Source organism: Mycobacterium sp. NGS62 (assembly GCF_059812285.1).
Genome location: NZ_JCALCK010000004.1, coordinates 299,448 through 323,688, shown reverse-complemented (window position 1 = coordinate 323,688; position 24,241 = coordinate 299,448). Strand labels below are relative to the sequence as shown.

21 protein-coding genes are annotated in these 24,241 nt (G+C 66.7%); 15 read left to right on the top strand and 6 right to left on the bottom strand.

Features of this window, described 5'->3' with window-relative positions:
- Window positions 1-31: 31 nt before the first annotated feature.
- From AC5Y49_RS13635 to AC5Y49_RS13625, 3 genes are read right to left on the bottom strand one after another with little or no spacing between them, the layout of a single operon-like run.
- Window positions 32-982, bottom strand: a complete 951-nt coding sequence (locus AC5Y49_RS13635) for a 2-hydroxyacid dehydrogenase (RefSeq protein ID WP_499888018.1) — start codon at window positions 980-982, stop codon at window positions 32-34.
- Entirely contained in the window at window positions 979-2,112 is a 1,134-nt protein-coding gene (locus tag AC5Y49_RS13630; protein WP_499887759.1) for an alpha/beta hydrolase family protein, read from the bottom strand. The genes AC5Y49_RS13635 and AC5Y49_RS13630 overlap by 4 nt, the downstream gene beginning before the upstream one ends.
- A 1-nt stretch (window position 2,113) precedes the next feature.
- Entirely contained in the window at window positions 2,114-2,752 is a 639-nt protein-coding gene (locus tag AC5Y49_RS13625; RefSeq protein ID WP_499888017.1) for a TetR/AcrR family transcriptional regulator, read from the bottom strand.
- Between the two features lie 139 nt (window positions 2,753-2,891).
- On the opposite strand from AC5Y49_RS13625, the gene AC5Y49_RS13620 reads away from it, so the two are divergent.
- A complete protein-coding gene (locus AC5Y49_RS13620) occupies window positions 2,892-3,467 on the top strand; it encodes a VOC family protein (RefSeq protein ID WP_499887757.1) in 576 nt (191 codons plus the stop codon).
- 15 nt (window positions 3,468-3,482) lie between these two features.
- Here the strand turns inward: AC5Y49_RS13620 and AC5Y49_RS13615 are convergent, their stop codons facing one another.
- Window positions 3,483-4,130: a TetR/AcrR family transcriptional regulator gene (locus AC5Y49_RS13615; protein WP_499887755.1), complete on the bottom strand. Its 648-nt coding sequence runs from the start codon at window positions 4,128-4,130 to the stop codon at window positions 3,483-3,485.
- A gap of 73 nt (window positions 4,131-4,203) precedes the next feature.
- Between AC5Y49_RS13615 and AC5Y49_RS13610 the strand changes: the two genes are divergently transcribed.
- From AC5Y49_RS13610 to eccE, 13 genes are all read left to right on the top strand, one after another.
- Window positions 4,204-5,094 carry an oxygenase MpaB family protein gene (locus AC5Y49_RS13610; protein WP_499887753.1) on the top strand — a complete coding sequence of 297 codons (891 nt, stop codon included), beginning with the start codon at window positions 4,204-4,206 and terminating at the stop codon, window positions 5,092-5,094.
- 60 nt (window positions 5,095-5,154) lie between these two features.
- Window positions 5,155-6,060: a class I SAM-dependent methyltransferase gene (locus AC5Y49_RS13605; protein ID WP_499887751.1), complete on the top strand. Its 906-nt coding sequence runs from the start codon at window positions 5,155-5,157 to the stop codon at window positions 6,058-6,060.
- A 660-nt stretch (window positions 6,061-6,720) separates the two neighbouring features.
- Window positions 6,721-8,562 carry a type VII secretion AAA-ATPase EccA gene (eccA, locus tag AC5Y49_RS13600; protein WP_499887749.1) on the top strand — a complete coding sequence of 614 codons (1,842 nt, stop codon included), beginning with the start codon at window positions 6,721-6,723 and terminating at the stop codon, window positions 8,560-8,562.
- Window positions 8,559-10,127, top strand: coding sequence for a type VII secretion protein EccB (gene eccB, locus AC5Y49_RS13595; protein ID WP_499887748.1), 1,569 nt, complete (start codon window positions 8,559-8,561; stop codon window positions 10,125-10,127). Before eccA ends, eccB begins: the two co-directional genes overlap by 4 nt.
- A complete protein-coding gene (eccCa, locus tag AC5Y49_RS13590) occupies window positions 10,124-14,077 on the top strand; it encodes a type VII secretion protein EccCa (protein WP_499887746.1) in 3,954 nt (1,317 codons plus the stop codon). The genes eccB and eccCa overlap by 4 nt, the downstream gene beginning before the upstream one ends.
- 24 nt (window positions 14,078-14,101) lie before the next feature.
- Window positions 14,102-14,410: a PE family protein gene (locus AC5Y49_RS13585; RefSeq protein WP_499887744.1), complete on the top strand. Its 309-nt coding sequence runs from the start codon at window positions 14,102-14,104 to the stop codon at window positions 14,408-14,410.
- 3 nt (window positions 14,411-14,413) lie between these two features.
- Window positions 14,414-15,865, top strand: a complete 1,452-nt coding sequence (locus AC5Y49_RS13580) for a PPE family protein (protein WP_499887743.1) — start codon at window positions 14,414-14,416, stop codon at window positions 15,863-15,865.
- Window positions 15,866-15,918: 53 nt separating this feature from the next.
- Window positions 15,919-16,212: a type VII secretion system protein EsxG gene (gene esxG / locus AC5Y49_RS13575; protein ID WP_499884702.1), complete on the top strand. Its 294-nt coding sequence runs from the start codon at window positions 15,919-15,921 to the stop codon at window positions 16,210-16,212.
- Window positions 16,213-16,229: 17 nt separating this feature from the next.
- Window positions 16,230-16,520 (top strand): WXG100 family type VII secretion target, encoded by a 291-nt coding sequence (locus tag AC5Y49_RS13570; protein ID WP_499884703.1) that lies wholly within the window; start codon window positions 16,230-16,232, stop codon window positions 16,518-16,520.
- Window positions 16,521-16,526: 6 nt separating this feature from the next.
- Window positions 16,527-17,387 (top strand): ESX secretion-associated protein EspG, encoded by an 861-nt coding sequence (locus tag AC5Y49_RS13565; protein ID WP_499887741.1) that lies wholly within the window; start codon window positions 16,527-16,529, stop codon window positions 17,385-17,387.
- A gap of 81 nt (window positions 17,388-17,468) precedes the next feature.
- Window positions 17,469-18,899 (top strand): type VII secretion integral membrane protein EccD, encoded by a 1,431-nt coding sequence (gene eccD / locus AC5Y49_RS13560; protein ID WP_499887739.1) that lies wholly within the window; start codon window positions 17,469-17,471, stop codon window positions 18,897-18,899.
- Window positions 18,896-20,281, top strand: coding sequence for a type VII secretion-associated serine protease mycosin (gene mycP / locus AC5Y49_RS13555; RefSeq protein WP_499887737.1), 1,386 nt, complete (start codon window positions 18,896-18,898; stop codon window positions 20,279-20,281). The genes eccD and mycP overlap by 4 nt, the downstream gene beginning before the upstream one ends.
- On the top strand, window positions 20,278-21,279 hold the full coding sequence (eccE, locus tag AC5Y49_RS13550; protein WP_499887736.1) for a type VII secretion protein EccE: 1,002 nt from the start codon (window positions 20,278-20,280) through the stop codon (window positions 21,277-21,279). Before mycP ends, eccE begins: the two co-directional genes overlap by 4 nt.
- Here eccE and AC5Y49_RS13545 read toward each other — a convergent pair.
- Both AC5Y49_RS13545 and AC5Y49_RS13540 read right to left on the bottom strand, forming a co-directional pair.
- Window positions 21,272-22,468 (bottom strand): alpha/beta hydrolase family protein, encoded by a 1,197-nt coding sequence (locus tag AC5Y49_RS13545; protein ID WP_499887734.1) that lies wholly within the window; start codon window positions 22,466-22,468, stop codon window positions 21,272-21,274. The genes eccE and AC5Y49_RS13545 overlap by 8 nt on opposite strands.
- The gene (locus AC5Y49_RS13540; RefSeq protein ID WP_499888016.1) at window positions 22,465-23,376 is read right to left on the bottom strand and encodes an amidohydrolase family protein; all 912 of its coding nucleotides are present in this window, start codon (window positions 23,374-23,376) and stop codon (window positions 22,465-22,467) included. The genes AC5Y49_RS13545 and AC5Y49_RS13540 overlap by 4 nt, the downstream gene beginning before the upstream one ends.
- A gap of 74 nt (window positions 23,377-23,450) precedes the next feature.
- On the opposite strand from AC5Y49_RS13540, the gene AC5Y49_RS13535 reads away from it, so the two are divergent.
- Window positions 23,451-24,221: a trans-aconitate 2-methyltransferase gene (locus AC5Y49_RS13535; protein ID WP_499887732.1), complete on the top strand. Its 771-nt coding sequence runs from the start codon at window positions 23,451-23,453 to the stop codon at window positions 24,219-24,221.
- Window positions 24,222-24,241 lie beyond the last annotated feature (20 nt).

The following is a 24,241-nucleotide window of genomic DNA, read 5'->3' as shown; positions in this document are numbered from 1 at the left end:
CGCCTTCCTTCGGGACCTTCGTCCCCTTAATTTAATAACCGGTTGGTTGATTGACTACATGCGCGGGTTGTTGCCCGGCCCGCAGCCGCCGGCAATTGGCGACCGCCTCGACCAGATAGCGACGCATGGTGTCGGCGGTGTACCAGCTGACGTGCGGTGTCAGTACGACGTTGGCCAGGCTCAACAATGGGCTGTCGGGTGGGAGCGGTTCGACGGCGAAGACGTCCAGGCCCGCGGCGGCCAGCCCGCCGCCGCACAACGCCTCGACCAGGGCATCTTCGTCGACGATCTCGCCGCGGGAGGTGTTGACCAGCACCGCTTCCGGTTTCAGCCGGGCCAGCCGGCCGCGGTCGAGCAGACCACGGGTGTCGACCGTCAACGGCAGGTGCAGCGAGACGATGTCGCTGGCGGCCAACAGCTCGTCCAGCCGCCGCCAGCCCGGCTGTCCGTCGTCGCGGGTGCTGGTGTGCAGAACGACCGCGCCCATCGCGGCCACGATATTCTCGACCCGTTTGGCGATGTTGCCGTATCCGATGAGGCCGACGGTGCAGCCGCCAATATCGCGCACGGTTTCGCCCAGCCGCGGATCGGCCGGCCAGCCGCGACCGTCGCGGGTGGCGCAGTCCAGCGCCGGCAGCCGGCGCAGGGCGGCCAGCATCAGCAGCACCGCTCCTTCGGCCACCGAGGGTGCGTTGGCGCCCGGCATGTTGGCCACCGCGATGCCGCTCTCGGTAGCGGCCTCGACGTCGATGGTGTTGACTCCGGCCCCCAGCTTGTGCACCAGGCGCAGCTGCGGTCCGCGCCGCAGATCGGGTCCAGACAGGGGCCGCAGCACATGCCAAAGGACCTCGGCTTCGGGCAGCTCACGGTAGAAGGTGTCGTCGTCGTCCTCGGCACACCATCGGATATCGAGCCAGTCCGCCTCCGGCGCAACGAAGTCCAACACCTTGTCACCGGGCACGAAGTGGGCGAGGACTCTCAGCGCCACCGCTTGGCAATCCACTTGGCGATCACGTCGGCCTGCTCGCTGCGCGCCCCGGGAGTGGTGAAGTAGTGATCGGTATCGATGGTGCACAGCATCTTGTCGGTGCCGGCCAGCGCGTCGCAGATGCGTTGAGCGTCCGACGGGAAGACGCCCGTGTCGGCTTCGGCGTTGATGACCAGCCCGGGGCAGGTGATGCGCCTCAGATGCGGCTCGGCCCGGGTCTGCGCGGTTCGCAAGCTCCACATGCCCAGCCAGTTGCGCAGCGTGCATGCCGCCGCGATGCCGTGCGCCGAACGATTCGCCTTGGCCGGGATTCCGGCATAGCACATGTTCGGCTGCCGTTTGGTGGGCTCGATGCTCGGGTCGACCATCCGGGGGTCGGCCCAGGTTCGCATGACCGTGAAGGGGATGTCGGAAAAACCCGCGGCCTGAACACGTTTCAGCTCCTTTTCGGCCCAATCGGTGATCGTGCGGTTGCGTGCGACCTGCGCGGAGCGGTAGCGGGTGAGGAACTCCGGTGAATAAGGTGGGCCGTTGTTTTCGTTGAACAGGTCGAGGTCTGGATCGGTGGCGACGGGGTCGTTCTCGTCGACGACGGCGCCGTCCATCCATGCGGTCAACACGTCGGGGCGGCCGGGATGGGCAGCGCTGGCGATGTATCCGTCGGCGGGCAGCAACTCGGTCAGCCCGGCCGCGGGCCGCATACCCGGCAGCGGAGTCACATTCGGGTCGACCGCTTGGGACTGGTAGGCGGCCATCAACGAGCCACCCCCGGAGTTACCCAGCAACACAACGGTTTCCACAGCCTGCACTTCACGAAGCCAGCGGACGCCGACGCCGATGTCGACGAGAGCATGGTCGAGCAGAAAGCTGCTCTCAAAACCGCGGAACCGGGTGTTCCAGCCCAGAAATCCGATGCCGCGGGTGGCCATGTAGTCGGCGAGATAGTGCTCGGAGAAGTCGATCTGGTAGTGGGTGGCGATCATCGCCACTTTGGGCTTGCGGCCCACACCGCGGTGATACAGGCCTTGGCAGGGGTGCCCGCCGGCGCCGGCGCGCCGGGCGGTCGGTGACGGTAGTCCGACGAATTCGCGGAGAACGCCCGCTGCTCCGGTATTGCGAGTCACGTCAGTCGACCTCCTTGGAGTAGATGGCTCGATAGAAGATGTTGGCCAGCGTGTTGATGCAGGCCTCGTCGTCGGGTTCACCGACCTCATCCGACCGAGCGCCGCTCAGCTGCAAGTAGCAGAACTGGTTGAACATCGCCACGATTGCCACCGCGACCAGCTGGGGATCATCGTCTGGGCAGTAGCCTTCGCTCTGCGCACGTCGCACGGTTTCGGCGATGAAGGCGATGGGGCCCGCGCAGATTTCGGCCCAGTACTGCGCGAAGTCGTCGTTGATGATCGCCAGCTGTGACACCCCGATCATCTCCGCGAGCCGATGGCGGTAGGTGTGCCAGTGCGCGGCCGCGGCCTGCTGGGCGCGTTCGCGGTTCGAAAGACCATGCCGGGTGATGGTTTTCGCGCGGTCATTGGCTTCGTCGCGAAAACGCAACGCCCACTGGCGGACCATTGCCTCTTTGGAGTCGTAGTAGTTGTAGAACGACGCCGTCGATCGGCCCGCTTCGGTAGCGATGTCGGCGATGGTCGCAGCCAGGATGCCCTTGCGGGCGATGACGGACCGGGCGGCGGCGTCAATGGCCGCCTGTGTCCGGCGCCCGCGATGTGTCGGTAATTCGACGCGTTGGCCGGGTTGCTCGGACACGGCTGACACCGGACGGCTCCTTTCCCTGCGACCCTGCGACCCTGCGACCCCTGGAAGAGAACTGAATCTGATGTTAGATTCAGTTTCGGGTATTCGCCACGGATCGGCAATCCACCCGCCGACGAACGGGAGTCGGAAGATGATCAAGCCGCACAACACCAACACTGAATTCGAACTCGGCGGCATCAATCACGTCGCGCTGGTGTGTTCGGACATGGCGCGCACGGTGGACTTCTACAGCAATGTGCTGGGCATGCCGTTGATCAAATCGCTGGATCTACCGGGTGGCCAGGGCCAGCACTTCTTCTTCGACGCCGGCAACGGCGATTGCGTCGCCTTCTTCTGGTTCGCCGAGGCCGCCGACCGGGTGCCCGGCGTCTCGTCGCCGGCCGCGATCCCCGGGATCGGCGAGATCACCAGTGCGGTCAGCACGATGAACCATCTGGCCTTCCACGTGCCGGCCGAGAAGTTCGACGACTACCGGAAGCGACTCAAGGAGAAGGGCGTGCGGGTCGGTCCGGTGCTCAACCACGACGAGAGCGAGATGCAGGTCTCGGCCACCGTGCACCCCGGTGTGTACGTGCGCTCGTTCTACTTTCAGGATCCCGACGGCATCACGCTCGAGTTCGCTTGTTGGACGAGAGAATTCGCTGAGAGCGATGCGCGGGCAGAACCCAAGACGGCCGCTGACCGACGGGTGCCGGTAGGCAACTAGCGGCGCTGCCGCGGCTTAGTCGCGATACAACGCCGGATCGGCCAGCCGGTCGAGGGTCGTGGTGAGCTGCTCGACCAGTTCGTCGGGGGTCAGCGACACCGCACCGGCCAACCAGGCGCTGATGGTTTGCCCGACGCCGCCGACCACGAAGTGCGCGGCGGCGGCAATGCGGTCGTTCTCCGGGATCCGCGAGAGCTGACCGGCGTGCCTGCCCAGCAGGGTGGCGAACAGCGCGGTGGATTCCACGCGTTTGCGCATCAGCACCGGGTCGGTCAAGTGCGCGCTGAACAGCAGGCGCCCGACACGCGGATCGCCGGAGAAGGTCTGCACGATATTGGCCATCCCGGCACGCGATTGCTGGTCCGGTGGCACGGCGTCGACGGAAGCCTGCGTTGCCGCCGCGAGATCGGCCACCACCCAGTCGAAGACCGCACAGACGAACGCATCCTTGTCGGCGAAGCTCTCGTAGAAGTAGCGGGCGGTCACCCCGGCCCGCCGGCAGATAGCGCGCACCGTCAACTCGGACCAATCCCGCTCACTGGCCCCGAGCAAGTCCAAGCCGGCCCGAAGCAGCCGGCCCCGCCGCTCGGCCAGCCGGTCGGCCGGCTCGACCCCGCGGTAAGGGCGCACGCTCGTCGTCTCCGTCGCAGCCATGCGTCCCATCTTGACATCGCAGGGAGCTGGGCGGCAATATCAGGAAACAAGTGTTATCAGAATTAGCGGAGCAGGTAAGGCAATGACAACCCAACACGTCGAACGAGCGGTCAGCGATCCGCCGATACCAGCTCTGGCGCGCCGCCGACCCAAGCGCGCGGCCCGTATTGACGACCAGTTGATGGGCATGGCGCTGCTGCTCGGCCCGGCCAACGTGATCATGCAACTGGCCCGGCCCGGCGTCGGCTACGGAGTCGTGGAAAGCCGGGTGGAAAGCGGCCGGGTCGACTTGCACCCGATCAAGCGGGCTCGCACCACGTTCACCTACCTCGCGGTGGCGATGGCCGGCAGTGACGATCAGAAAGCGGCGTTTCGTCGGGCGGTGAACCGTGCTCACGCCGAGGTCTACTCGACCTCGGAGAGCCCGGTCAAATACAACGCCTTCGACCCGGAGTTGCAGATGTGGGTGGCGGCCTGCCTCTACAAGGGTGGTGTCGATTTCTATCGCACCTTCATCGGCGAGATCGACGAAGACGATGCTGAACAGCACTACCGCGAGGGCATGGTGCTCGGTACCACGCTGCAGGTGCCGCCGGAGATGTGGCCGGCCGACCGCGCCGCGTTCGACAAGTACTGGCAGGAGTCGGTGGACAAGGTGCACATCGACGACACTGTGCGCGACTACCTGTATCCGATCGCCGCATCCAGGGTGCGGGGGATGACGTTGCCCGGTCCGCTGCAACGATGGGCCGAGAAGCCCGCACTGCTGATCACCACCGGCTTCTTGCCACAACGCTTCCGCGACGAGATGCAGCTACCGTGGGACGCCGCCAAGCAGCGGCGGTTCGACCGCTTGATGGCCGTGCTGCGCACTGTCAACAAACTTCTGCCTGGCTTCATCCGGCGATTCCCGTTCAACGTGTTGCTCTGGGACGTGGACCGGCGGATCAAGTCTGGCCGCCCATTGGTCTGACCGATTGGGCTTGAGTCCCAGCGGGACTGACGCCTCGCGCACGAGCGTAAGGTCGGTTGAGTGCGTACTGAAGGCGACAGCTGGGACATCACAACGAGTGTCGGTTCGACCGCGTTATTCGTGGCCACCGCTCGAGCTTTGGAGGCACAAAAGCCCGATCCGCTGGTTGTCGACCCGTTCGCGGAGGTCTTCTGCCGTGCGGCGGGTGGTGACTGGGCCGGTGTGCTCGACAGTCATGTCCCCGACCACCAACTGAAAACACCCGAGTTCGGTGAGCATTTCGTCAACTTCCAGGGCGCGCGAACGAGGTACTTCGACGACTATTTCCGGCGCGCGGCCGATGCCGGTGTCCGCCAGGTGGTCATTTTGGCGGCCGGACTGGATTCCCGCGCCTACCGACTGCCCTGGCCCGACGGAACGACGATCTTCGAGCTGGACCGCCCCGAGGTTCTCGAATTCAAGCGTGACGTGCTCGACGAGCGCGGCGCCAGTCCGCGTGCCGAGCGCCGCGAGGTCGCCGTTGACCTGCGTGAAGACTGGCCGCACGCATTGCAGGACAGCGGGTTTGATCCGGGCAAGCCGTCCGCCTGGATTGCTGAGGGTCTGCTGCTCTACCTTCCGGCCGCCGCCCAGCACCAGTTGTTCACCGGGATCGACGCAATGGCCGCGCCGGGTTCTCATCTTGCCGTCGAGGACGGTGCTCCGCTGCCGGCCGATGATTTCGCCGCCGCCGTCGAAGAAGAGAAGGCCGCGAGGGCCGAAGGTGACCAGCGGCTGTTCTTCCAGCTTGTCTACAACGAGCAGTGCGCACCGGCTGAGCAGTGGTTCGGCGAGCGCGGTTGGACCGCGACGCCGACCCCGTTAGCCGATTACCTGCGCGAGGTGGGCCGTCGGGTGCCCGAGCCCGATTCCGAGGCTGGACCCATGATCGCTCGCAACACGTTGGTCAGCGCCGTCAAGACATAAGCCGTCGATCCCTTGGCGGTTGCTGCGGATCGAGCCCATCTCCGTAGATGCGGCGTGTAGGCGGTATATGATCCGCTAGTTGCAGTTCTAAATGGCGATTCTGGCCGCTCTTGCCGATCAGATTCTCGCCGCGATACCCATCCGGGGTTTCCCCGGCGGCGCTGCCTACCCTCAGGTCGCCGACCACTGCGCCGGCCAGTGCGAAGCCGGAGAAGGAATAGGAACGCGATGGAACCGAGGGGCCCCCGCAGCCGACTACCTGTTCGGCCGGTCCGCGACGGCTTGGAACCGGCCGATGACTGCCCCTGACCTCCTGGTGATTCCCGATGCGCCACCGACTCTGAGGACGCCGACCATTGTGCCCGCTTTGCCGCGCGCCTCGTCGCTAATGACACTCATTTTCATTAACGCTCGTGACGGAGTAACGTGCCGTCCCGAACGAGGGTCGGGACCTTCCCGGACGAGCGTCGACCTGGAACCCCGACGCACCTCGAAAGGAGGCTGCCATGTCTGCTGATGTGCGGCAGGACCGTCCCCGCCTGCGGGTGACCGAGGCCACGTCCTGGCCCCAAGGGGCCATCTCGACACTTAGCTTATCCAATGCTAACTTCAGCGAAGTTAGCTTAGGCAATGCTATTACCGAGGGGAGGCGACGGGGTCGTGGAAAGCGCTGACACCGGCACGCTCGCGACCCGGTCCACAGCGGTCCGCGTCGACGATGACGTCATCAGCCGGTTCGCCACCTGCTGTCGGGCGCTGGGCCTCACCGTGTACGACCGGCGTCGCCCCGCCGACTTGACTGCCGCCAAATCCGGGTTCACCGCGCTGACCCGCATCGCGTACGACCAGTGCGACGCCTGGACCGGGCTGGCCGCCGCCGGGGACGTGTCAGCCCATGTGCTGGAAGCGGTTTCACGGACCGCGGCCACTGCCGGCGTCCTGCAGCGGCAGGTCGAGCTGACGCCGGGCGCCCTGGGCTTCCGCTACGACACCGGACTGTATTTACAGTTCCGCGCCACCGAGCCCGACGGTTTCCACCTCGCCTACGCCGCGGCGCTGGCAGCCGACGGGAAATACGCCGAGGCGCACCAGGTGGTCACCGCAGTCACCGAACGCCGGCCGAGCTGGCTCGACGCCCGGTGGGTTGCCGTCGCCATCCAATACCGCGCCGAGCGGTGGTCGGATGTCGTCAAGTTGCTGACCCCGATCGTCAACGACGCCGGCTTGGATGAGACCTACGCGCACGCCGCCAAGATCACCCTGGGGATCGCGTTGGCCCGGCTGGGCATGTTCGCCCCGGCATTGTCGTACCTCGAAGAGCCCGATGGCCCGGTCCCGGTCGCCTCGGTCGATGGTGCGCTGGCCAAAGCGCTGACGCTGCGCGCCGACGAGGATGAGGACACCGCCCGGGAGGTGCTGCAGGATCTCTACGCGGCCAACCCGGAGAACGACCAGGTCGAGCACGCCCTGTCCGATCCCACGTTCGGCATCGTCACCACCACCGGGGCCCGCATCGACGCCCGCACTGACCCGTGGGATCCCCACACCGAACCCGGTGCCGAAGATTTCATCGACCCCGAAGCCCACGAGCGCAAGGCCGCACTGCTGGCGGAGGCCGAACACGAGCTCAGCGAGTTCATCGGTCTGGACCAGGTCAAAAACCAGGTACAGCGACTCAAGAGTTCGGTGGCCATGGGGCTGCTGCGCGAGCAACGCGGGCTGGAGGTGGCACAACGCACCTACCACCTGGTCTTCACCGGGCCGCCCGGAACCGGCAAGACCACCATCGCTCGCGTGGTGGCCAAAATCTATTGCGGCCTGGGGCTTTTGAAGAAAGAGAACATCAAAGAGGTGCACCGCGCCGACTTGATCGGCCAGCACATCGGTGAGACCGAGGCCAAGACCAACGCGATCATCGACAGCGCTTTGGACGGGGTGCTGTTCCTCGACGAGGCCTACGCGTTGGTGGCCACCGGCGCCAAGAACGATTTCGGCCTGGTCGCGATCGACACACTGCTGGCCAGGATGGAAAACGACCGCGATCGCCTGGTCGTCATCGTCGCCGGTTACCGGGCCGACCTGGATCGGTTCCTCGACACCAACGAAGGTCTGCGATCACGGTTTACCCGCAATATCGACTTCCCGTCCTACTCGGCGTCGGAGCTGGTCGAAATCGCCAACCACATGGCGGGCAAGCGCGACAGTGTCTTCGAACAACCCGCCCTCGACGATCTCGAGGCACTGTTCGACCGGTTGGCGAACTCGACGAGACCCGACGCTGCGGGTGTCCAACGGCGCAGCCTCGACATCGCCGGTAACGGCCGCTTCGTTCGTAACACCGTCGAAAGATCGGAAGAGGAACGCGAATTCCGATTGGACCATTCAGAGAAAGCCGAAAGCGGTGAGTTCACCGACGAGGAATTGATGACCATTACTGCCCCTGACGTCAGGAACTCGGTGGAGCCGCTGCTGCGTGGCCTGAACCTGTGGGAGTCGGCATGACGACTCCATCAGACGACGAGCGGCGCTCGTTCGCGTCGCGCACCCCGGTCAACGACAACCCCGACAAGGTGGATTACCGGCGCGGCTTTGTCACCCGCCACCAGGTGACTGGCTGGCGGTTCGTGATGCGCCGGATCGCCTCCGGTGTTGCCCTGCACGACACCCGGATGCTCGTCGACCCACTGCGCACCCAGACCCGTGCGGTGATGATGGGCGTGCTGATCGTGGTCACCCTGCTGGTGGGCTGTTTCGTGTTCTCGCTGATCCGGCCCAACGGGTCGGCGGCCAACAACGCTGTACTGGCCGACCGGTCCACCGCCGCGCTGTATGTGCGGGTCGGTGACCGGTTGCACCCAGTGCTCAACTTGACTTCGGCCCGACTCATCGCCGGTCGGCCTGTCAACCCCACCACGGTGAAAAGCAGTGAGCTGGACCAGTTTCCGCGTGGCAACCTGATTGGCATCCCGGGCGCCCCCGAGCGGATGGTGCAAAACACCGCCAAGGACGCCGACTGGACGGTGTGCGACGCCGTCGGCGGTCCGGCCACCGGCGTCACGGTGATCGCAGGAACGCTGGAAACCACCGGCGCGCGCGCCGCGCTGCTGCCGGCGGGACGTGCGATCTTGGCTGCCAATCCCACTGGCACCTGGCTGCTTTGGGAGGGCCGACGCAGCCGAATCGATCTGGCCGACCGGGCCGTCACCGGCGCGCTGGGCTTCGGCGCGGAGGTGCCTAAACCACGGCCGATCGCCGCGGGCTTGTTCAATGCGATTCCCGAAGCGCCGGCGCTGACTGCCCCGGCGATCCCGGAGGCAGGCAACCCACCGGCATTCGGTCTGTCCGCCCCGGCGCCGATCGGTGCCGTCGTCGTCGCCTACGCGGCGGACAACTCCGTGTTGTACTACGCGGTATTGCCCGATGGGCTGCAGCCGATTTCGCCGGTGCTGGCCGCGGTGCTGCGCAACGCGAACTCCTACGGCCTGGGTCAGCCGCCGCGACTGGGCGCCGACGAGGTCGCCAGGCTGCCGGTGTCGCGGATGCTCGACACCGACCGCTACCCCAACCAGCGGATCAGCCTGGTCGACGCCGCCCGTGACCCGGTGTCCTGCGTGAATTGGAGCAAGGCGGCCGGGGCCGCCACCAATTCGCTGACGTTGTTGTCGGGTTCGGCACTCCCGATACCCGAGGCGATGCACACCGGGGATCTGGTCGGCGCCGGGACGAACGGCATCGCCACCCGCGTCGCGTTGGCGCCCGGCAGCGGTTATTTCACCCAGACCGTCGGCCAGGATGCGGCGTCACCGGCTGCCGGATCACTATTTTGGATCGCCGACACCGGTGTGCGCTACGGCATCGACAACGAAGCCACCGATGCCACCGGACGCGCGAAAACCGTTGAAGCACTTGGTTTGAACCCGCCGCCAACCCCCATCCCGTGGTCGGTGCTGTCATTGTTTGCGCCCGGCCCGACACTGTCGCGGGCCGATGCGCTGCTGGCCCACGACGGCTTGGCGCCCGACGCCAAGCCTGGTCGGACCACCAAAGCCGAGCTGGAGACACGATGAGCCGACTGATCTTCGAGGCCCGCCGTCGGCTGCCACCGCCGGCAACCCGTAAGGGCGCCATCAACATCGAGGCGCCGCCCGAACTGCAGCGGGCCATTCCGCCGTCGATGCTGCGGAGGGCGTTGCCGGTGGTCATCGTGATCCTGATCGTGGGAATGATCGTCGCGATGGTCGCCACCGGGATGCGGGTGATCTCCCCGCAGACCCTGTTCTTTCCGTTTGTACTGCTGCTGGCCGCAACTGCGCTGTACCGCGGCACCGACAACAAGATGCGCACCGAGGAAGTCGACGCCGAGCGGGCTGACTACCTGCGCTACCTTTCGGTGGTCCGCGACAACATCCGGGCGCAGGCCGCTGAGCAGCGGGCGGCTGCCGAGTGGTCGCACCCCGACCCGGCCGAACTGGCCGCGATCCCCGGCTCACGACGCCAGTGGGAACGCGATCCCCACGACGCCGACTTCCTGGTGGTGCGGGCCGGACTGCACTCGGCACCGCTGGACACGGCACTGCGCGTCAACGACACCGCCGACGAAATCGATCTGGAACCGGTGTCGCACAGCGCGTTACGCAGCCTGCTGGACACCCAGCGGACCGTCTCCGACATTCCAGCCGGTATCGACCTGACCAAGGTCGCGCGGATCACCGTGCTCGGGGACGAGGACGAGGTGCACGCCGCGCTGCGCGCGTGGATTGCTCAGGCGGTGACCTGGCATGACCCGACAGTGCTCGGGATCGCGGTGGCTACACCCGAACTGGAGGCGCCGCACTGGTCGTGGCTGAAGTGGTTGCCACACGCCGACGTTCCCGGCGAGCTCGACGGCGTCGGTCCCGCCCGCTACCTGTCGGCGCGGCCGGAGGAACTGATCGCACTACTGGCTCCAGCACTGGCGGATCGTCCGGCGTTCACCGGCACACCAGCTGATACGTTGCGGCACTTGCTGATTGTCGTCGATGATCCCGATTACGACCTGAACGCCTCGCCGTTGGCCTTCGGCCGCGTCGGCGTCACGGTGGTGCACCGATCGAGCAAGGCACCGCACCGCGAGCAGTATTCCGACCCCGAACGGCCGATCCTGCGGATCGCCAACGGTGTCGTCGAGCGTTGGCAGACCGGTGGTTGGCAGCACTACATCGACACCGCCGACGGTTTCGGTGCCGACGACGCCGGCCATCTGGCTCGCCGGCTGTCCCGGTGGGATTCCAACCCGACCCACAGCGGCCTGCAGTCGGCCGCCACCCGCGGTGCGACGTTCACGACGCTGCTGGGAATTCCGGACGCGTCACGGCTCGACGTGCCGACGTTGTGGGCACCCCGTCGCCGCGACGACGAGTTGCGGGTCCCGGTCGGGGTCACCGCTACCGGTGAACCGCTGATCTTCGACCTCAAGGACGAAGCCGAAGGCGGGATGGGCCCGCACGGCCTGATGATCGGTATGACAGGTGCCGGGAAATCCCAGACCTTGATGTCGATCTTGTTGTCGTTGTTGACGACTCACTCAGCCGATCGGCTGATCGTGATCTACGCCGACTTCAAGGGTGAGGCCGGTGCTGACATCTTCCGGCACTTCCCGCAGGTGGTCGCGGTCATCTCCAACATGGCCGAGAAAAAGGCGCTGGCCGACCGATTCGCCGACACGCTGCGCGGCGAAGTCGCTCGTCGGGAAATGTTGCTGCGCGAGGCGGGGCGAGCGGTCCAGGGCAGCGCCTTCAACTCGGTGACCGAATACGAGAACGCGATCGCGGCCGGACACGACCTGGCTCCGATCCCGACATTGTTCGTGGTCGCCGACGAGTTCACCTTGATGCTGGCCGACCATCCCGAGTACGCCGAACTGTTCGACTACGTGGCGCGTAAAGGTCGCTCCTTCCGAATCCACATTCTGTTCGCCTCGCAGACCCTGGACATCGGCAAGATCAAGGACATCGACAAGAACACCTCCTACCGGATCGGGCTGAAGGTGGCCAGCCCGGCCGTGTCCCGCCAGATCATCGGTGTGGAGGACGCTTATCACATCGAATCCGGCAAGGAGCACAAAGGCGTCGGCTTCTTGGTGCCGGCGCCGGGGGCCGCGCCGATCAAGTTCCGCAGCACCTACGTCGACGGCATCTACGATCCGCCGCGAGCTGCGAAAACCCTTGTGGTGCATGCTGTTCCCGAGCCTAAGCTGTTCCCCGCGGGCCGGGTGGAGCCGGATCAGAACACGGTGATCGCCAGCAGTGACGACGAGGAGCAGACCGGGCCGCCGCGCAAGCTGATCGCCACCATCGGCGACCAGTTGGCGCGCTACGGGCCGCGCGCGCCGGAGTTGTGGTTGCCGCCGCTCGACGACCCGATCCCACTGGGCACCGTGCTGGCACGCGCAGGTGTGCCGCAACGGCAGTGGCGCTGGCCGCTGGGTGAAATCGACAAGCCGTTCGAGATGCGCCGGGACCCGCTGGTGTTCGATGCGCGTTCGGCCGCGGGCAACATGGTGATTCACGGCGGCGCGAAGTCGGGCAAATCGACCGCGCTGCAGACGTTTATCCTGTCGGCCGCGAACCTGCACTCACCCGCCGAGGTGAGTTTCTACTGCCTGGACTACGGCGGTGGGCAGCTGCGGGCCCTCGAGGACCTCGCGCATGTCGGCAGTGTGGCCTCGCCACTGGAACCAGAGCGCATCCGTCGCACCTTCGGTGAGCTCGAGCAGTTGCTGCGGCTGCGGCAACAGCGAGAGGTGTTCCGCAACCGGCACGAGTCCGCCCCCGATGACGGGTTCGGCGAGGTGTTTTTGGTGATCGACAACCTCTATGCCTTCAGCCGGGACAACACCGATCAGTTCAACACCCGAAACCCGTTGCTGACCAAGGTGACCGAGCTGGTCAACGTGGGCCTGGCCTACGGCATCCACGTGATCATCACCACCCCGAGCTGGCTGGAGGTGCCGCTGGCGATGCGGGACGGGCTCGGGTTGCGGTTGGAGCTCAAGCTGCACGACCCGCGCGACAGCAACGTCCGCGTGATCGGCGCGCTGCGCCGCCCGGCCGAGGCGGTGCCGCCCGATCAACCCGGCCGTGGTCTGACGATGGCTGCCGAGCATTTCCTGTTCGCGGCCCCGAATCTGGTCCAAGTGGGCGAGATCAACGCGCGTCATCCCGGCATGTCGGCGCCACCGGTGCGGCTGCTGCCCACCAACCTCGCGCCGGCCGCGATCGGCGCCACCTCTCGAGGTCCTGATCGTGTGGTCATCGGCCAGCGCGAAGAGGACTTGGCCGCAGTCGAACTCGACTTCGCCGACAACCCGTTGCTGCTGGTCCTCGGTGACACGAAGACGGGCAAGACCACGCTGCTGCGTCACATCATCCGCACGGTCCGCGAGCACAGCACGCCCGACCGGGTTGCGTTCACCGTGCTGGACCGACGACTGCACCTGGTCGACGAGCCGCTGTTCCCGGACAACGAGTACACCGCCAACATCGACCGCGTCATCCCGGCGATGCTCGGCTTGTCGGCGCTGATCGAGCAGCGCCGGCCGCCGGCGGGCATGTCGGCAGCCGAACTGAGCGGCTGGTCATATCAGGGGCACACCCACTACCTGATCATCGACGACGTCGACCAGATCCCGGACACCCCGGCGATGGCCGGGCCCTACATCGGGCAGCGGCCCTGGACCAACCTGATCGGACTGCTGGCCCAAGCCGGCGATCTGGGTCTGCGAGTGATCGTCACTGCCCGGGCCACCGGATCGGCGCACGCACTGATGACCAGCCCGCTGATGCGCCGGCTCAACGACCTGCAGGCGACCACACTGATGCTGTCCGGTAATCCGGCTGACGGGGGCAAGATCCGCGGTCAGCGATTCGATCGGTTGCCAGCCGGCCGGGCAATCCTGTTGGGCGACAGCGATACCCCCACATATGTGCAGTTGGTCAATCCTCTGGTTGACGAGAGGGTGGCCGTTGATGGTCGATGAGATTCGTCGAAAGGAGTACCTGCCATGACGCTGCAAGTTGTTCCCGAAGGTCTAGCCGCGGCCAGCGCTGCCGTGGAAGCGATCACCGCCCGGCTGGCAGCGGCGCACGCGGGCGCGGCCCCGCTGATCACCGCGGTGGTGCCTTCAGCGGCTGACCCGGTATCGCTGCAGACTGCAGTGGGATTCAGCGCCCAAGGCAGCGAACATGCCGCAGTGGCCGCCGAGGGTGTCGAAGAGCTGGGCCGGTCCGGTGTCGGTGTCGGTCAGTCCGGGGTCGGCTATGCCGTTGGAGATGCCGCCGCGGCCTCGTCCTACCTGGTTGCCGGCAGCTGACACATGTTCGCGCCGATCTGGATGGCCTCACCGCCGGAAGTGCATTCGGCGTTGCTGAGCAGCGGTCCGGGTCCAGGGTCACTGCTGGCGGCCGCGGCGGCATGGACATCATTGAGCACCGAATACGCGTCGGCGGCAGGAGAACTCACCACAGTGCTGGGTGGGGTACAGGCGGGAAGCTGGCAAGGCCCAAGCGCTGAACAGTATGTCGCCGCCCATGCGCCCTACCTGGCGTGGCTCGCGCTGGCCAGTGCGAACAGCGCAGGCGCGGCTGCACAGCACGAGACCGCGGCGGCCGCCTACACCGCCGCCTTGGCCGTGATGCCGACGCTGCCCGAACTGGCCGCCAACCACATGATCCACGGCGTGTTGGTGGCGACCAACTTCTTCGGCATCAACACGATCCCGATTGCAGTCAACGAGGCCGACTACGTGCGGATGTGGATTCAGGCCGCCACCACGATGACGACCTATCACGCAGTCTCCGGCACGGCATTGGCATCCGCGCCGCGCACCACACCCGCGCCGCACGTGATGAAACCCGGTGTGGGGGAGAGCAGCAACGCTTCGACGCTGCAGAACAACGCACCCGTGCAGGCGCAGTCTTGGCTCTCGGATCTGCTGAAATCTCTCCGGGATATGCTCAACCAGCTCAAGGACATATTCCCGTTCTTACTGGCGAATCCCTTGGTGCTCGCGTTCTTTGTCGGGTATCAGGTGTTCTTCAACCTGATCGGCTGGCCGACCTGGGCAATGATTTTGAGCGCTCCGATCCTGCTGCCGCTGCTCATCGGACTGGGCGTCAATTCACTGATGACGGCAACGCCGCCGGCGCCCATTACGACACCCGCGGTCGTGGGACCTCCCGTCGCCGCCGCTGCCCGGTCCATGCCGGTCGTTGGGCTGGCTCCCGGGGTGGCCACACCCGCGGCGACCCCGGCTTCGGCTCCCGCAGCCGGGGCGGCGGCCGGCGCCGCGCCGGCGGCCGCGCCGGCGGCTGCCGGTTTCGGTTATGCGGTGGCCGGTTTCGGCTCACCGGGTGGACCCGGTCCGACGTTGCATGACCGTGAGGGTGCCAAGTCGCCGGCGTCCCACATTCCGGCCGCCGCTGCCGCGGGAGTGTCGAGTCGACAGAAAACACGGGCCAGGCGGCGGCGACGGGCCGCGCTGTACGACCACGCCGACGAGTTCGCCGATATGAACGTCGAGGTCGACCCGGACTGGGATGCGGAGCCGGTTAAGCAGCCAGTCGCCGCGGCGGTGGCGTCGGAAAACGGAGCGGGACGGTTGGGGTTTGCCGGCACGGTGGGTAAAGACACCATCGGCGATGCGGCAGGGCTGACCACACTGTCCGGCAACGGCTTCGGCGGGGGACCGGCGATGCCGATGGTGCCGGGCAGCTGGCAGCCCGACGGGTCCCCTGGCTCCAACGGCGAAGGGGGAGAGCACAACTGAAGCAGAACGGTGTATCACGATGACTGGAAATCGATGAGCAAAGGATGTGAGTGATGAGTTTGTTGGATGCCCATATTCCGCAGTTGGTGGCGTCGCAGTCGGCGTTTGGGGCTAAGGCGGGGTTGATGCGGTCCACGATTGGTCAGGCTGAGCAGGAGGCGCTCTCGGCGCAGGCGTTTCATGTCGGGGAGTCTTCGGCGGCGTTTCAGGCTTCGCATGCCCGGTTTGTGGAGGTGGCGGCCAAGGTGAATGCGTTGTTGGATATCGCGCAGGCCAATTTGGGTGATGCCGCGGGCACTTATGTGGCGGCTGATGCGGCTGCTGCCAGTGGTTATAGCGGGTTCTGAGGCGAAGGGGTAAGGCGATGTCGCAGATTATGTACAACTACCCGGCGATGTTGGCGCATGCCGGGGATATGGCGTCGTATGCGGCGACCATGCAGGGGTTGGGGGCGGATATCTCCAGTGAGCAGGCCGCGTTGTCGGGTGCTTGGCAAGGTGATACCGGGATGACCTATCAGGCGTGGCAGGCGCAGTGGAATCAGGCGATGGAAGAGTTGGTGCGGGCCTATCACGCGATGGCGGGCACCCATGAGACCAACACCATGGCCATGCTGGCCCGCGACCAAGCCGAAGCCGCCAAATGGGGCGGCTAGGGATAAATGGGCACCGGCCCTAACGCCGTCGAACTGACCGTCGACCAGGCGTGGTTCATCGCCGAGACCAGTGGCGCGGGAAGTTTGCCGTGGGTATTGGCGATCACGACGCCCTACACCGACGCCGGGGAGCGAGGCGCGTTCATCGCTCGGCGGACCGCCGAATTGACTCGGATGGGTCTGATGTCTGCCGACGGCACGATCAACCTGGCGGTGGCCGACTGGGTACGAGTGGTGTGCTTTCCGGACCGATGGCTGGATTTGCGCTACGTGGGACCCGATCAATCCGGCGGAGCAGGCGACCTACTGCGCGGTATCGTCGCGCGGCGCGGCGACAACACCGTTGTCGCGCTGCGCAACGCGCAGCTGGTCACCTTCACATCGATGGACATCGGTGACGCGCGGGCACTGGTGCCGGTCCTCGGCGTCGGGCTTGCGCATCGGCCGCCGGCGCGGTTCGACGAGTTCAGCATGCCCGCCCGGGTCGGCGCCCGAGCCGACGAGCGGCTGCGCGCCGGCGCATCGCTTGCCGAAGTGCTTGACTTCCTGGGGATTCCAGAAACAGCACGACCCGTGGTGGAGTCGGTGTTCACCGGCCCGCGCAGCTACGTCGAGATCGTCGCCGGGTGCCGCCACGACGGACAACACGCCACTACCGAAGTCGGGATGAGCATCGTGGACACCACCGCGGGCCGGGTGCTGGTCAGTCCCTCCCGCGCATTCGACGGTGAATGGATCTCGACATTCAGCCCCGGAACACCGTTTTCGATCGCCGTCGCGATCGACCAACTGACCGCGACGCTGCCGGACGGTCAGTGGTTCCCCGGGCAGCGACTCTCCCGAGACTTCCAGACCCAATCCAGCTGACGAGCCCTACCAGAACCGAACAACCGCTGTTCTACGAAAAGAAAGAGAAGCAATGTCCCCCCAAAGTCTGAGGATCCGCTGATGTCCAGCGCCGTGATGCCGATCGTCCGGGTCGCCATCCTCGCCGACAGCCGGTTGACGGAAATGGCGTTGCCCGCCGAGCTGCCGCTGCGCGAAATCCTGCCCGCGGTCCAACGGCTGGTGGTTCCCAGTGCCGGTAGCGACGGTGCCGAGGCAGCCGACGCCGCCGAAGACACCGGGCCGGTAACCCCCGCCCGGCTCAGCCTTGCGCCGATCGGTGGTGCGCCGTTCAGCCTGGATGCCAGTCTGGACACCGTCGGCGTCGTCGATGGTGACTTATTGGCGCTGCAGCCCGTCCCGGCCGGAGCGGCTGCCCCCGGGATCGTCGAAGACATCGCCGACGCCGCGGTGATCTTCTCGACATCCCGATTGAAGCCGTGGGGAATCAGCCACATCCAGCGCGGCGCGCTGGCCGCAGTGATCGGCTTGGTGGTCGCTGCAACCGGTTTGGCGGTCACGCATCGGTTGGTCACCGGCGCGGCAGCGGGGCTGATCACCGTCGCCGCGCTTGCCGTGCTCACCGCGGTGGCCGGCCTGGCGGTCCGATCACCGCGTGCGGCCACTGCCGTGTCGATTGTCGCGCTGGTGCCGATCGCTGCGGCATTGATGCTGGCGGTACCCGGTGACTTCGGACCGGCGCAGCTGATGCTGGGCGCAGCCGGCGTCGCAGCATGGTCACTGATCAGCATTGTCCTTCCCCGCCGCGACCATGGCCGAGCCACCGGATTCTTCACTGCCACAGCCGTTCTCGGGGCTGGCGTGTTGCTGGCCGCGCTGGCTGAAATTCTTTGGGAGCTACCGATGCTCAGCGTCGGTTGCGGGCTGATCGTGTTGGCGTTGCTGGTGACCATTGAAGCCGCACAGCTGTCCGCGCTGTGGGCACGGTTCCCGCTGCCGGTGATCCCGGCACCCGGGGATCCCACCCCGTCCGCGCCGTCGTTGCGGGTGCTGCAGGACCTGCCGCGGCGGGTGCGGATCAGCGATGCGCATCAAACCGGGTTCATCGCCGCCGCTGTGTTGCTCAGCGTGCTCGGCTCGGTGGCCATCGCGTTGAGACCCGAAACATTGGCCGGGTGGGGCTGGTACGTGGTGGCGGGAACTGCGGCGGCCGCGGCCCTTCGGGCCCGGGTATGGGATTCAGCCGCCTGCAAGGCGTGGCTGCTTGCCCAGCCTTACCTGGTGTCGGTGGTACTGCTGGTGCTCTACACCGCCACCGCGCGGTATCTCGCCGCGCTGTGCGCGATCGTGGTGCTGGCGGTGCTGGTGCTGGCCTGGCTTGTGGTTGCGCTGAACCCCCCGATCGGCTCACCGGACAGCTACTCACTGCCGCTGCGCCGGCTGCTGGGCTTCGTCGCATCCGGCATCGACGCATCACTGATTCCTGTGATGGCCTACCTGGTCGGGATCTTCAGCTGGGTACTCAATCGATGATTCGTGCCGGTTTCTCCTGTCTCGCAGCGGTCTTGGCCGCCGGGGTGTGGGTCTGCCCGTCGGCGGTGGCGATCAGCCCGCCGACGGTCGATCCGGGCGCCGAGCCGCCGAGCGGTGCCCCGGGGCCAGTTCAGCCGATGGAGCAGCGCGGCGAATGCAGCGTCTCGGGCATCATCCCGGGCAGCGATTTCGGTGCGACCAGCCCCAACCAACTCGCCATGAATCTGCCTGATGCATGGCGGATTTCCCGCGGTGATGGCCAGTTGGTGGCGGTCGTGGACACCGGAGTGCAGCCGGGACCGAGGCTGCCCAGCGTCGAACCCGGTGGCGACTACATCGAGGCGACCGACGGCCTCACCGACTGCGACGGGCATGGCACCCTGGTCGCCGGGATCATCGCCGGCCAACCCGGCGACGACGGCTTCGCCGGAGTCGCTCCCGGCGCGCAGTTGCTGTCATTGCGCACCGCCTCTGCGAAGTTCTCGCCCCGAATGCCCGGGGGCGACCCGACATTGGCGCGTGCGACTTTCGACGTGACGGCCCTGGGACGAGCGATCGTGCACGCGGCTGATCTCGGTGCTCGCGTGATCACCATCTCCTCGGTCACCTGCCTACCGGCCGACCGTGGCGTCGACCAGTCCGCGCTCGGGGCGGCGATCCGGTACGCCGCCGTCGACAAGGACGCGGTCATCATCGCCGCCGCCGGCGACAGCGGCTCGACCGGTTCGATGGCCGGTGGATCCGCATGTGAATCCAACGCGCTGACCGATATGAGTCGGCCCGACGACGCCCGAAACTGGGCAGCCGTCACCTCGGTGTCGATCCCGTCGTGGTGGCAGCCATACGTGCTTTCGGTTGGCTCCCTGTCACCCAACGGCCAGCCGTCGAAGTTCACCATGGCCGGACCGTGGGTCGGTATCGCCGCACCCGGGCAGAACATCGTGTCGGTGAGCAACCGCGACGACGGTGGCCTGGCCAACGGACTGCCCAATGATCGCCAGCAACTGCTGGCACTGAGCGGCACCGGCTATGCGGCCGGTTATGTGTCGGGAGTGGCGGCACTGGTGCGCAGTAAGTATCCGGAGTTGACGGCCGACCAGGTGGTGCACCGGATCACCGCGACCGCACACAACGGCGCCCGCGCGCCGTCCAACATTGTCGGCGCCGGCACGCTCGACCCGGTGGCAGCCCTGACCTGGGAGCTGCCCGCCACCGCCGATCACGATGCGGCGCCGGTGAAACAACTCGCGGCGCCGCCCGAACCGGCCCCGAAGGACCGCACCCCGCAGATCGTCGCGTTCGCCGGATCAGCGGCGCTCATCCTGGCCGTCGTGGTTGTCGCCGCGATCGCCGCGCGCCGACGAAAGGAACTCACCTCGTGAGGCAATCAGCTCTCGCATCGCTACCGACCGGACGGATTGTGCTCGTCCTGCTGGCCATCGTGCCTGCTGCCATGGCTTATCCGTGGCAGTCCCCACGCGAGCGTTGGGTGCTCGGCATCGCCGTCGCGGTGGTGATCGCCCTGTTGGCCTGGTGGCGGGGTTTGTTCGCGACGACCATGCTGCGCCGCCGGGTCGCGGTGCTGCGCCGCAACCGGGGTTGGGGCCGAGGCCGCCGATCAGCCACCGACGTGCGGGCTACCGCGCTGCTGCGCATCACGGCATCGGACACCGACCCCGATGTGCTGCCGCTTCCGCTGATCGCCCGGTACCTGGACTGCTACGGGATTCGCGCCGACGCGGTGCGTATCACCAGCCGCGACACCGCATCCGATGCCGCAGCGCCGCAGCGGGACACCTGGATCGGGCTGACCTTGTCGGCCGCCGATAACCTTGGCGCGTTGCAGGCCCGCTCGTCGAAGATCCCGTTGCATGAGACGGTCGAGGTGGCCGTGCGCCGACTCGCCGACCATCTCCGCGAGGCCGGCTGGGCGGCGAGCACCGTGGACCCCGATGACGTTCCCGAGCTGTTCGCGCGGCCCGCTCGGGAGACCTGGCGCGGAATCCGAGTCGGCAGTGCGGAATACGTTGCGGCGTACCGCGTCAAGGCCGACGCGGAGCTGCCCGAGACGCTCGCGGTGATCCGGTCATACCCGGCGCGCGAAACGTGGACGGCGCTGGAGATCGCCGGCGGTCCGGGAGGCCGCACGCTGGCGGTGGCATGCGCATTCCGCACTGACGGCCGGCCGGGCCGGGCGGGACCGCTGGCGGGGCTGACTCCGCAAGCCGGTAACCAGCGGCCCGCGCTTGCGACGCTGCACCCGTCGTCGGTGCAGCGGCTCGACGGGCACAACGAGCTACCCACCGACCTCCTCACCCGGCTGCGCTGGCCGAGCAGCGCCCAACGGCAGTCCAGGGCGCGCCACGCAGCGGTCAGCTGAACATGACCCCCTGCAGGAATTGAGTCATCCGACGCAGGTAGTCGAGTTGGCTGATATGCATGAGGTGGCTGCCGGGGAACCAATGCAGCGCGCAGCGACCCCAATGCTGCCACAGCATTTCGGCCTGACCCGGCGGCGCAAACCGGTCGCCGAGACCGGTGATGATCAGCCGGCGGTCTTTGGCCACCAGCGGTTGGTAGCTCAATGGAGAGTGGTAGGACAGTGCGGCGGCCAACTCGTCGCGGCTGATGTCACTCATCCGCATCCCCAGCGCCACCAGCAGGCTGGCGGGGAACCAGTCGTCGAACGCCGCGATCGGGGTGACCACCGGGCAGTTGGGGATGACGGCTTCGAGCCGGTCGTCGACCGAGGCGACCAACGCCGAGGTATAGCCGCCCAGCGATATCCCGGTGAGCGCGATCCGTTCGACACCGGTAGAGCGCAGATAATCCAGCAGCGAACGAAAGTCGTGGACCGCCTGGGCGGTTGCTTCGGCGAAACCGGTCAGGCCGCGCCCGAAGTAGCCGTAACCGCTGAACGGGGAATACTTTTCGGCCCGTCGTCCGTGAAACGGCAAAGTGTAGAGCACGACGTCATAGCCGGACTTGTAGTACCACGGCAGCGAGAAAAACCGGCCGTTCAGCAGATAGGACGAGCCCAGAAAACCGTGAATGACACACAGCGTCGGGCGCGGACCATCGTTATGCCGCCAGTGCTGCGCCCGGACAATATTGTTGCGGCGCAATGTTCGCCACTGCTGGCGCATCGCGGGGTTGACTGCTTCGAAACTGCTGGCGAACGCGATGTTTTCGACATTGCCGTGCGCGAGCCACTCCGCCAGGTGGCTGGCCGGTCGCGAGGACACCCGAGGCGACGTCGTCGGCGCCGGGAACGACTTCGCCGGATCGGGCTCGGCGGCCAGTTCGGCGTAGAAGCCCAGGTTGTCCCGCTCGCGGTGGGATTCGCTGCGGCGCACCGCAGTCCCGAGCACCGGTGGCAGCATCGCGGCACCGAGCATGGTGGCGACTGCGGTACGCAGTCCGACATCGCTGACCGCGGACGCCTCGACGATCGCGCGTTGCCGCGGCGGCAGCGTCGACCGCTCGGGCAACCCGTTGGCGCTCGCATCGGCGCCGGGCACGTCGGGAACGGGGATAGGCGGATCGACGGGGGTGGCGTCGGACGTCATTGTCGGCTGGCCTCTCCGGTATGGGGCGGCGAGAACAGTGTAGCCGCGTTCTGGTAGAACACCCGCCGCAACCAGTCGTCGTCAATACCGGGCAATTCGGTGATCGACCGCAGGGCGTCGGCGTAGCTGTAGGGGATGTTGGGAAAGTCGCTACCGAATACGATGCGATCACCCAGCCGGCGAAGTCGGCCCAGTTGCGTCGGTGGGAACGGCATCGATTCCTCCACGAACGGCGTGAAGGCCATCGTGGTGTCCAGTCGCACGTCGGCGGAGCTCTCGCAAATGTCGAGAAACTCCGTGTAGTCCGGCATTCCCATGTGGGCGATGACCAACCGCAGGCGCGGATAACGACGCAGCAAGCGGCGTATCGGTTCCGGGCCGGTGTGCTCACCGGGAACCGGTCCCGAGCCACAGTGAATGACGACCGGCACCCGGGCGTCGTCGATCATTCCCCAAACCCGGTCGAGCAGCGCGTCGTTGGGATCGTAGCGGCCCACCTGCAGATGTGACTTGAAGACCTGCGTTCCGCCGCGGATCGCGGCCTCGACGTAGTCATCGGCGTCGGGCTCGGGATAAAACGTCGCGGTGCCAAGACAATCCGGTGTCGTCCGGGAGAACTCGGCGGCCCACTGGTTCAGCCATGCCGCCATCTGCGGCTTGTGCGGATAGACCAGTGCGGTGAAGCCGCGCACCCCGAACTGCCGTAGCACCTCCACCCGTCGCGCCTCTGTGGCGCGATAGGTGATCGGCCACTCACGCCCGACCAGCGGGCCGGCGGAGTCGAAGTACTTCCACACCTTGTCCATCACCGGTCTCGGCATGAAATGGGTGTGCACGTCCATCATGCCGGGCAAGCCCAATGCGGACCAGATCTCCCGAACGCGAGCGGCCTCGTCTTCGTCGGCCATCGTCCACCCTCGAATCGTCACCAGTAATAGGTTGTCTATATCAGTCGGCTCGCGGACTGCTGATCGGAGGACATATGTGGGATCCAGATGTCTACCTGGCATTCGCCGATCAGCGTGCCCGGCCGTTCTACGATCTGCTGACCCGGGTGGGCGCCGAGCGGCCACGACGGGTGGTCGATCTCGGCTGCGGTCCGGGCAACCTCACCGTGGAGTTGGCGCGGCGTTGGCCCGAGGCGGCGATCGAGGCGCTGGACAACTCGCCGGAGATGGTCGCCGCCGCCCGCGAACGCGGCGTCGATGCCACCGTCGGTGACCTGAGGACCTGGGCGCCGCGGCCCGACACCGACGTGGTGCTGTCCAACGCCGCCGTGCACTGGGTACCTGAGCACGCCGAGCTGATGGTGCGGTGGGTCGGTGAGCTGCCCGCCGGGGCGTGGATCGGCGTTCAGGTACCGGGCGCATTCGACACGCCCTCGCACGCGGCGGTGCGGGCGGTGGCCCGTCGCGAACCCTTCGCAAAGGCACTGAGCGACATACCGTTTCGAGTGGGCGGGGTGGTCGACACCCCGGCGCATTATGCCGAGCAACTGATCGACGCCGGATGCACGGTCGACGCCTGGGAAACCACTTACCTGCACCAACTGCGCGGCGAGCACCCGGTGCTGGACTGGATCAGTGGCACCGTGCTGTTGGCAGTGCGCGAACGGCTCAGCGACGCGGACTGGCAGCAGTTCCGCTCCGAGCTCATCCCGCTGCTCGCCGATGCCTATCCGTCCCGCCCCGACGGGACGACGTTCTTTCCGTTCCGGCGGATCTTCGTCGTCGCGCAGGTGGGCGCGTCGTGAGTGTGCGCGCATCGAGCAAC

Bases quoted from the DNA above. Each gene is read 5' to 3' on its own strand.
- AC5Y49_RS13620 (WP_499887757.1), top strand. From the start codon at position 2,892: ATGATCAAGCCGCACAACACCAACACTGAATTCGAACTCGGCGGCATC.
- AC5Y49_RS13615 (WP_499887755.1), bottom strand. From the start codon at position 4,130: ATGGGACGCATGGCTGCGACGGAGACGACGAGCGTGCGCCCTTACCGC.
- AC5Y49_RS13610 (WP_499887753.1), top strand. From the start codon at position 4,204: ATGACAACCCAACACGTCGAACGAGCGGTCAGCGATCCGCCGATACCA.
- eccB (WP_499887748.1), top strand. From the start codon at position 8,559: ATGACGACTCCATCAGACGACGAGCGGCGCTCGTTCGCGTCGCGCACC.
- eccCa (WP_499887746.1), top strand. From the start codon at position 10,124: ATGAGCCGACTGATCTTCGAGGCCCGCCGTCGGCTGCCACCGCCGGCA.
- AC5Y49_RS13585 (WP_499887744.1), top strand. From the start codon at position 14,102: ATGACGCTGCAAGTTGTTCCCGAAGGTCTAGCCGCGGCCAGCGCTGCC.
- AC5Y49_RS13580 (WP_499887743.1), top strand. From the start codon at position 14,414: ATGTTCGCGCCGATCTGGATGGCCTCACCGCCGGAAGTGCATTCGGCG.
- esxG (WP_499884702.1), top strand. From the start codon at position 15,919: ATGAGTTTGTTGGATGCCCATATTCCGCAGTTGGTGGCGTCGCAGTCG.
- AC5Y49_RS13570 (WP_499884703.1), top strand. From the start codon at position 16,230: ATGTCGCAGATTATGTACAACTACCCGGCGATGTTGGCGCATGCCGGG.
- AC5Y49_RS13565 (WP_499887741.1), top strand. From the start codon at position 16,527: ATGGGCACCGGCCCTAACGCCGTCGAACTGACCGTCGACCAGGCGTGG.
- eccD (WP_499887739.1), top strand. From the start codon at position 17,469: ATGTCCAGCGCCGTGATGCCGATCGTCCGGGTCGCCATCCTCGCCGAC.
- mycP (WP_499887737.1), top strand. From the start codon at position 18,896: ATGATTCGTGCCGGTTTCTCCTGTCTCGCAGCGGTCTTGGCCGCCGGG.
- AC5Y49_RS13545 (WP_499887734.1), bottom strand. From the start codon at position 22,468: ATGACGTCCGACGCCACCCCCGTCGATCCGCCTATCCCCGTTCCCGAC.
- AC5Y49_RS13540 (WP_499888016.1), bottom strand. From the start codon at position 23,376: ATGGCCGACGAAGACGAGGCCGCTCGCGTTCGGGAGATCTGGTCCGCA.
- AC5Y49_RS13535 (WP_499887732.1), top strand. From the start codon at position 23,451: ATGTGGGATCCAGATGTCTACCTGGCATTCGCCGATCAGCGTGCCCGG.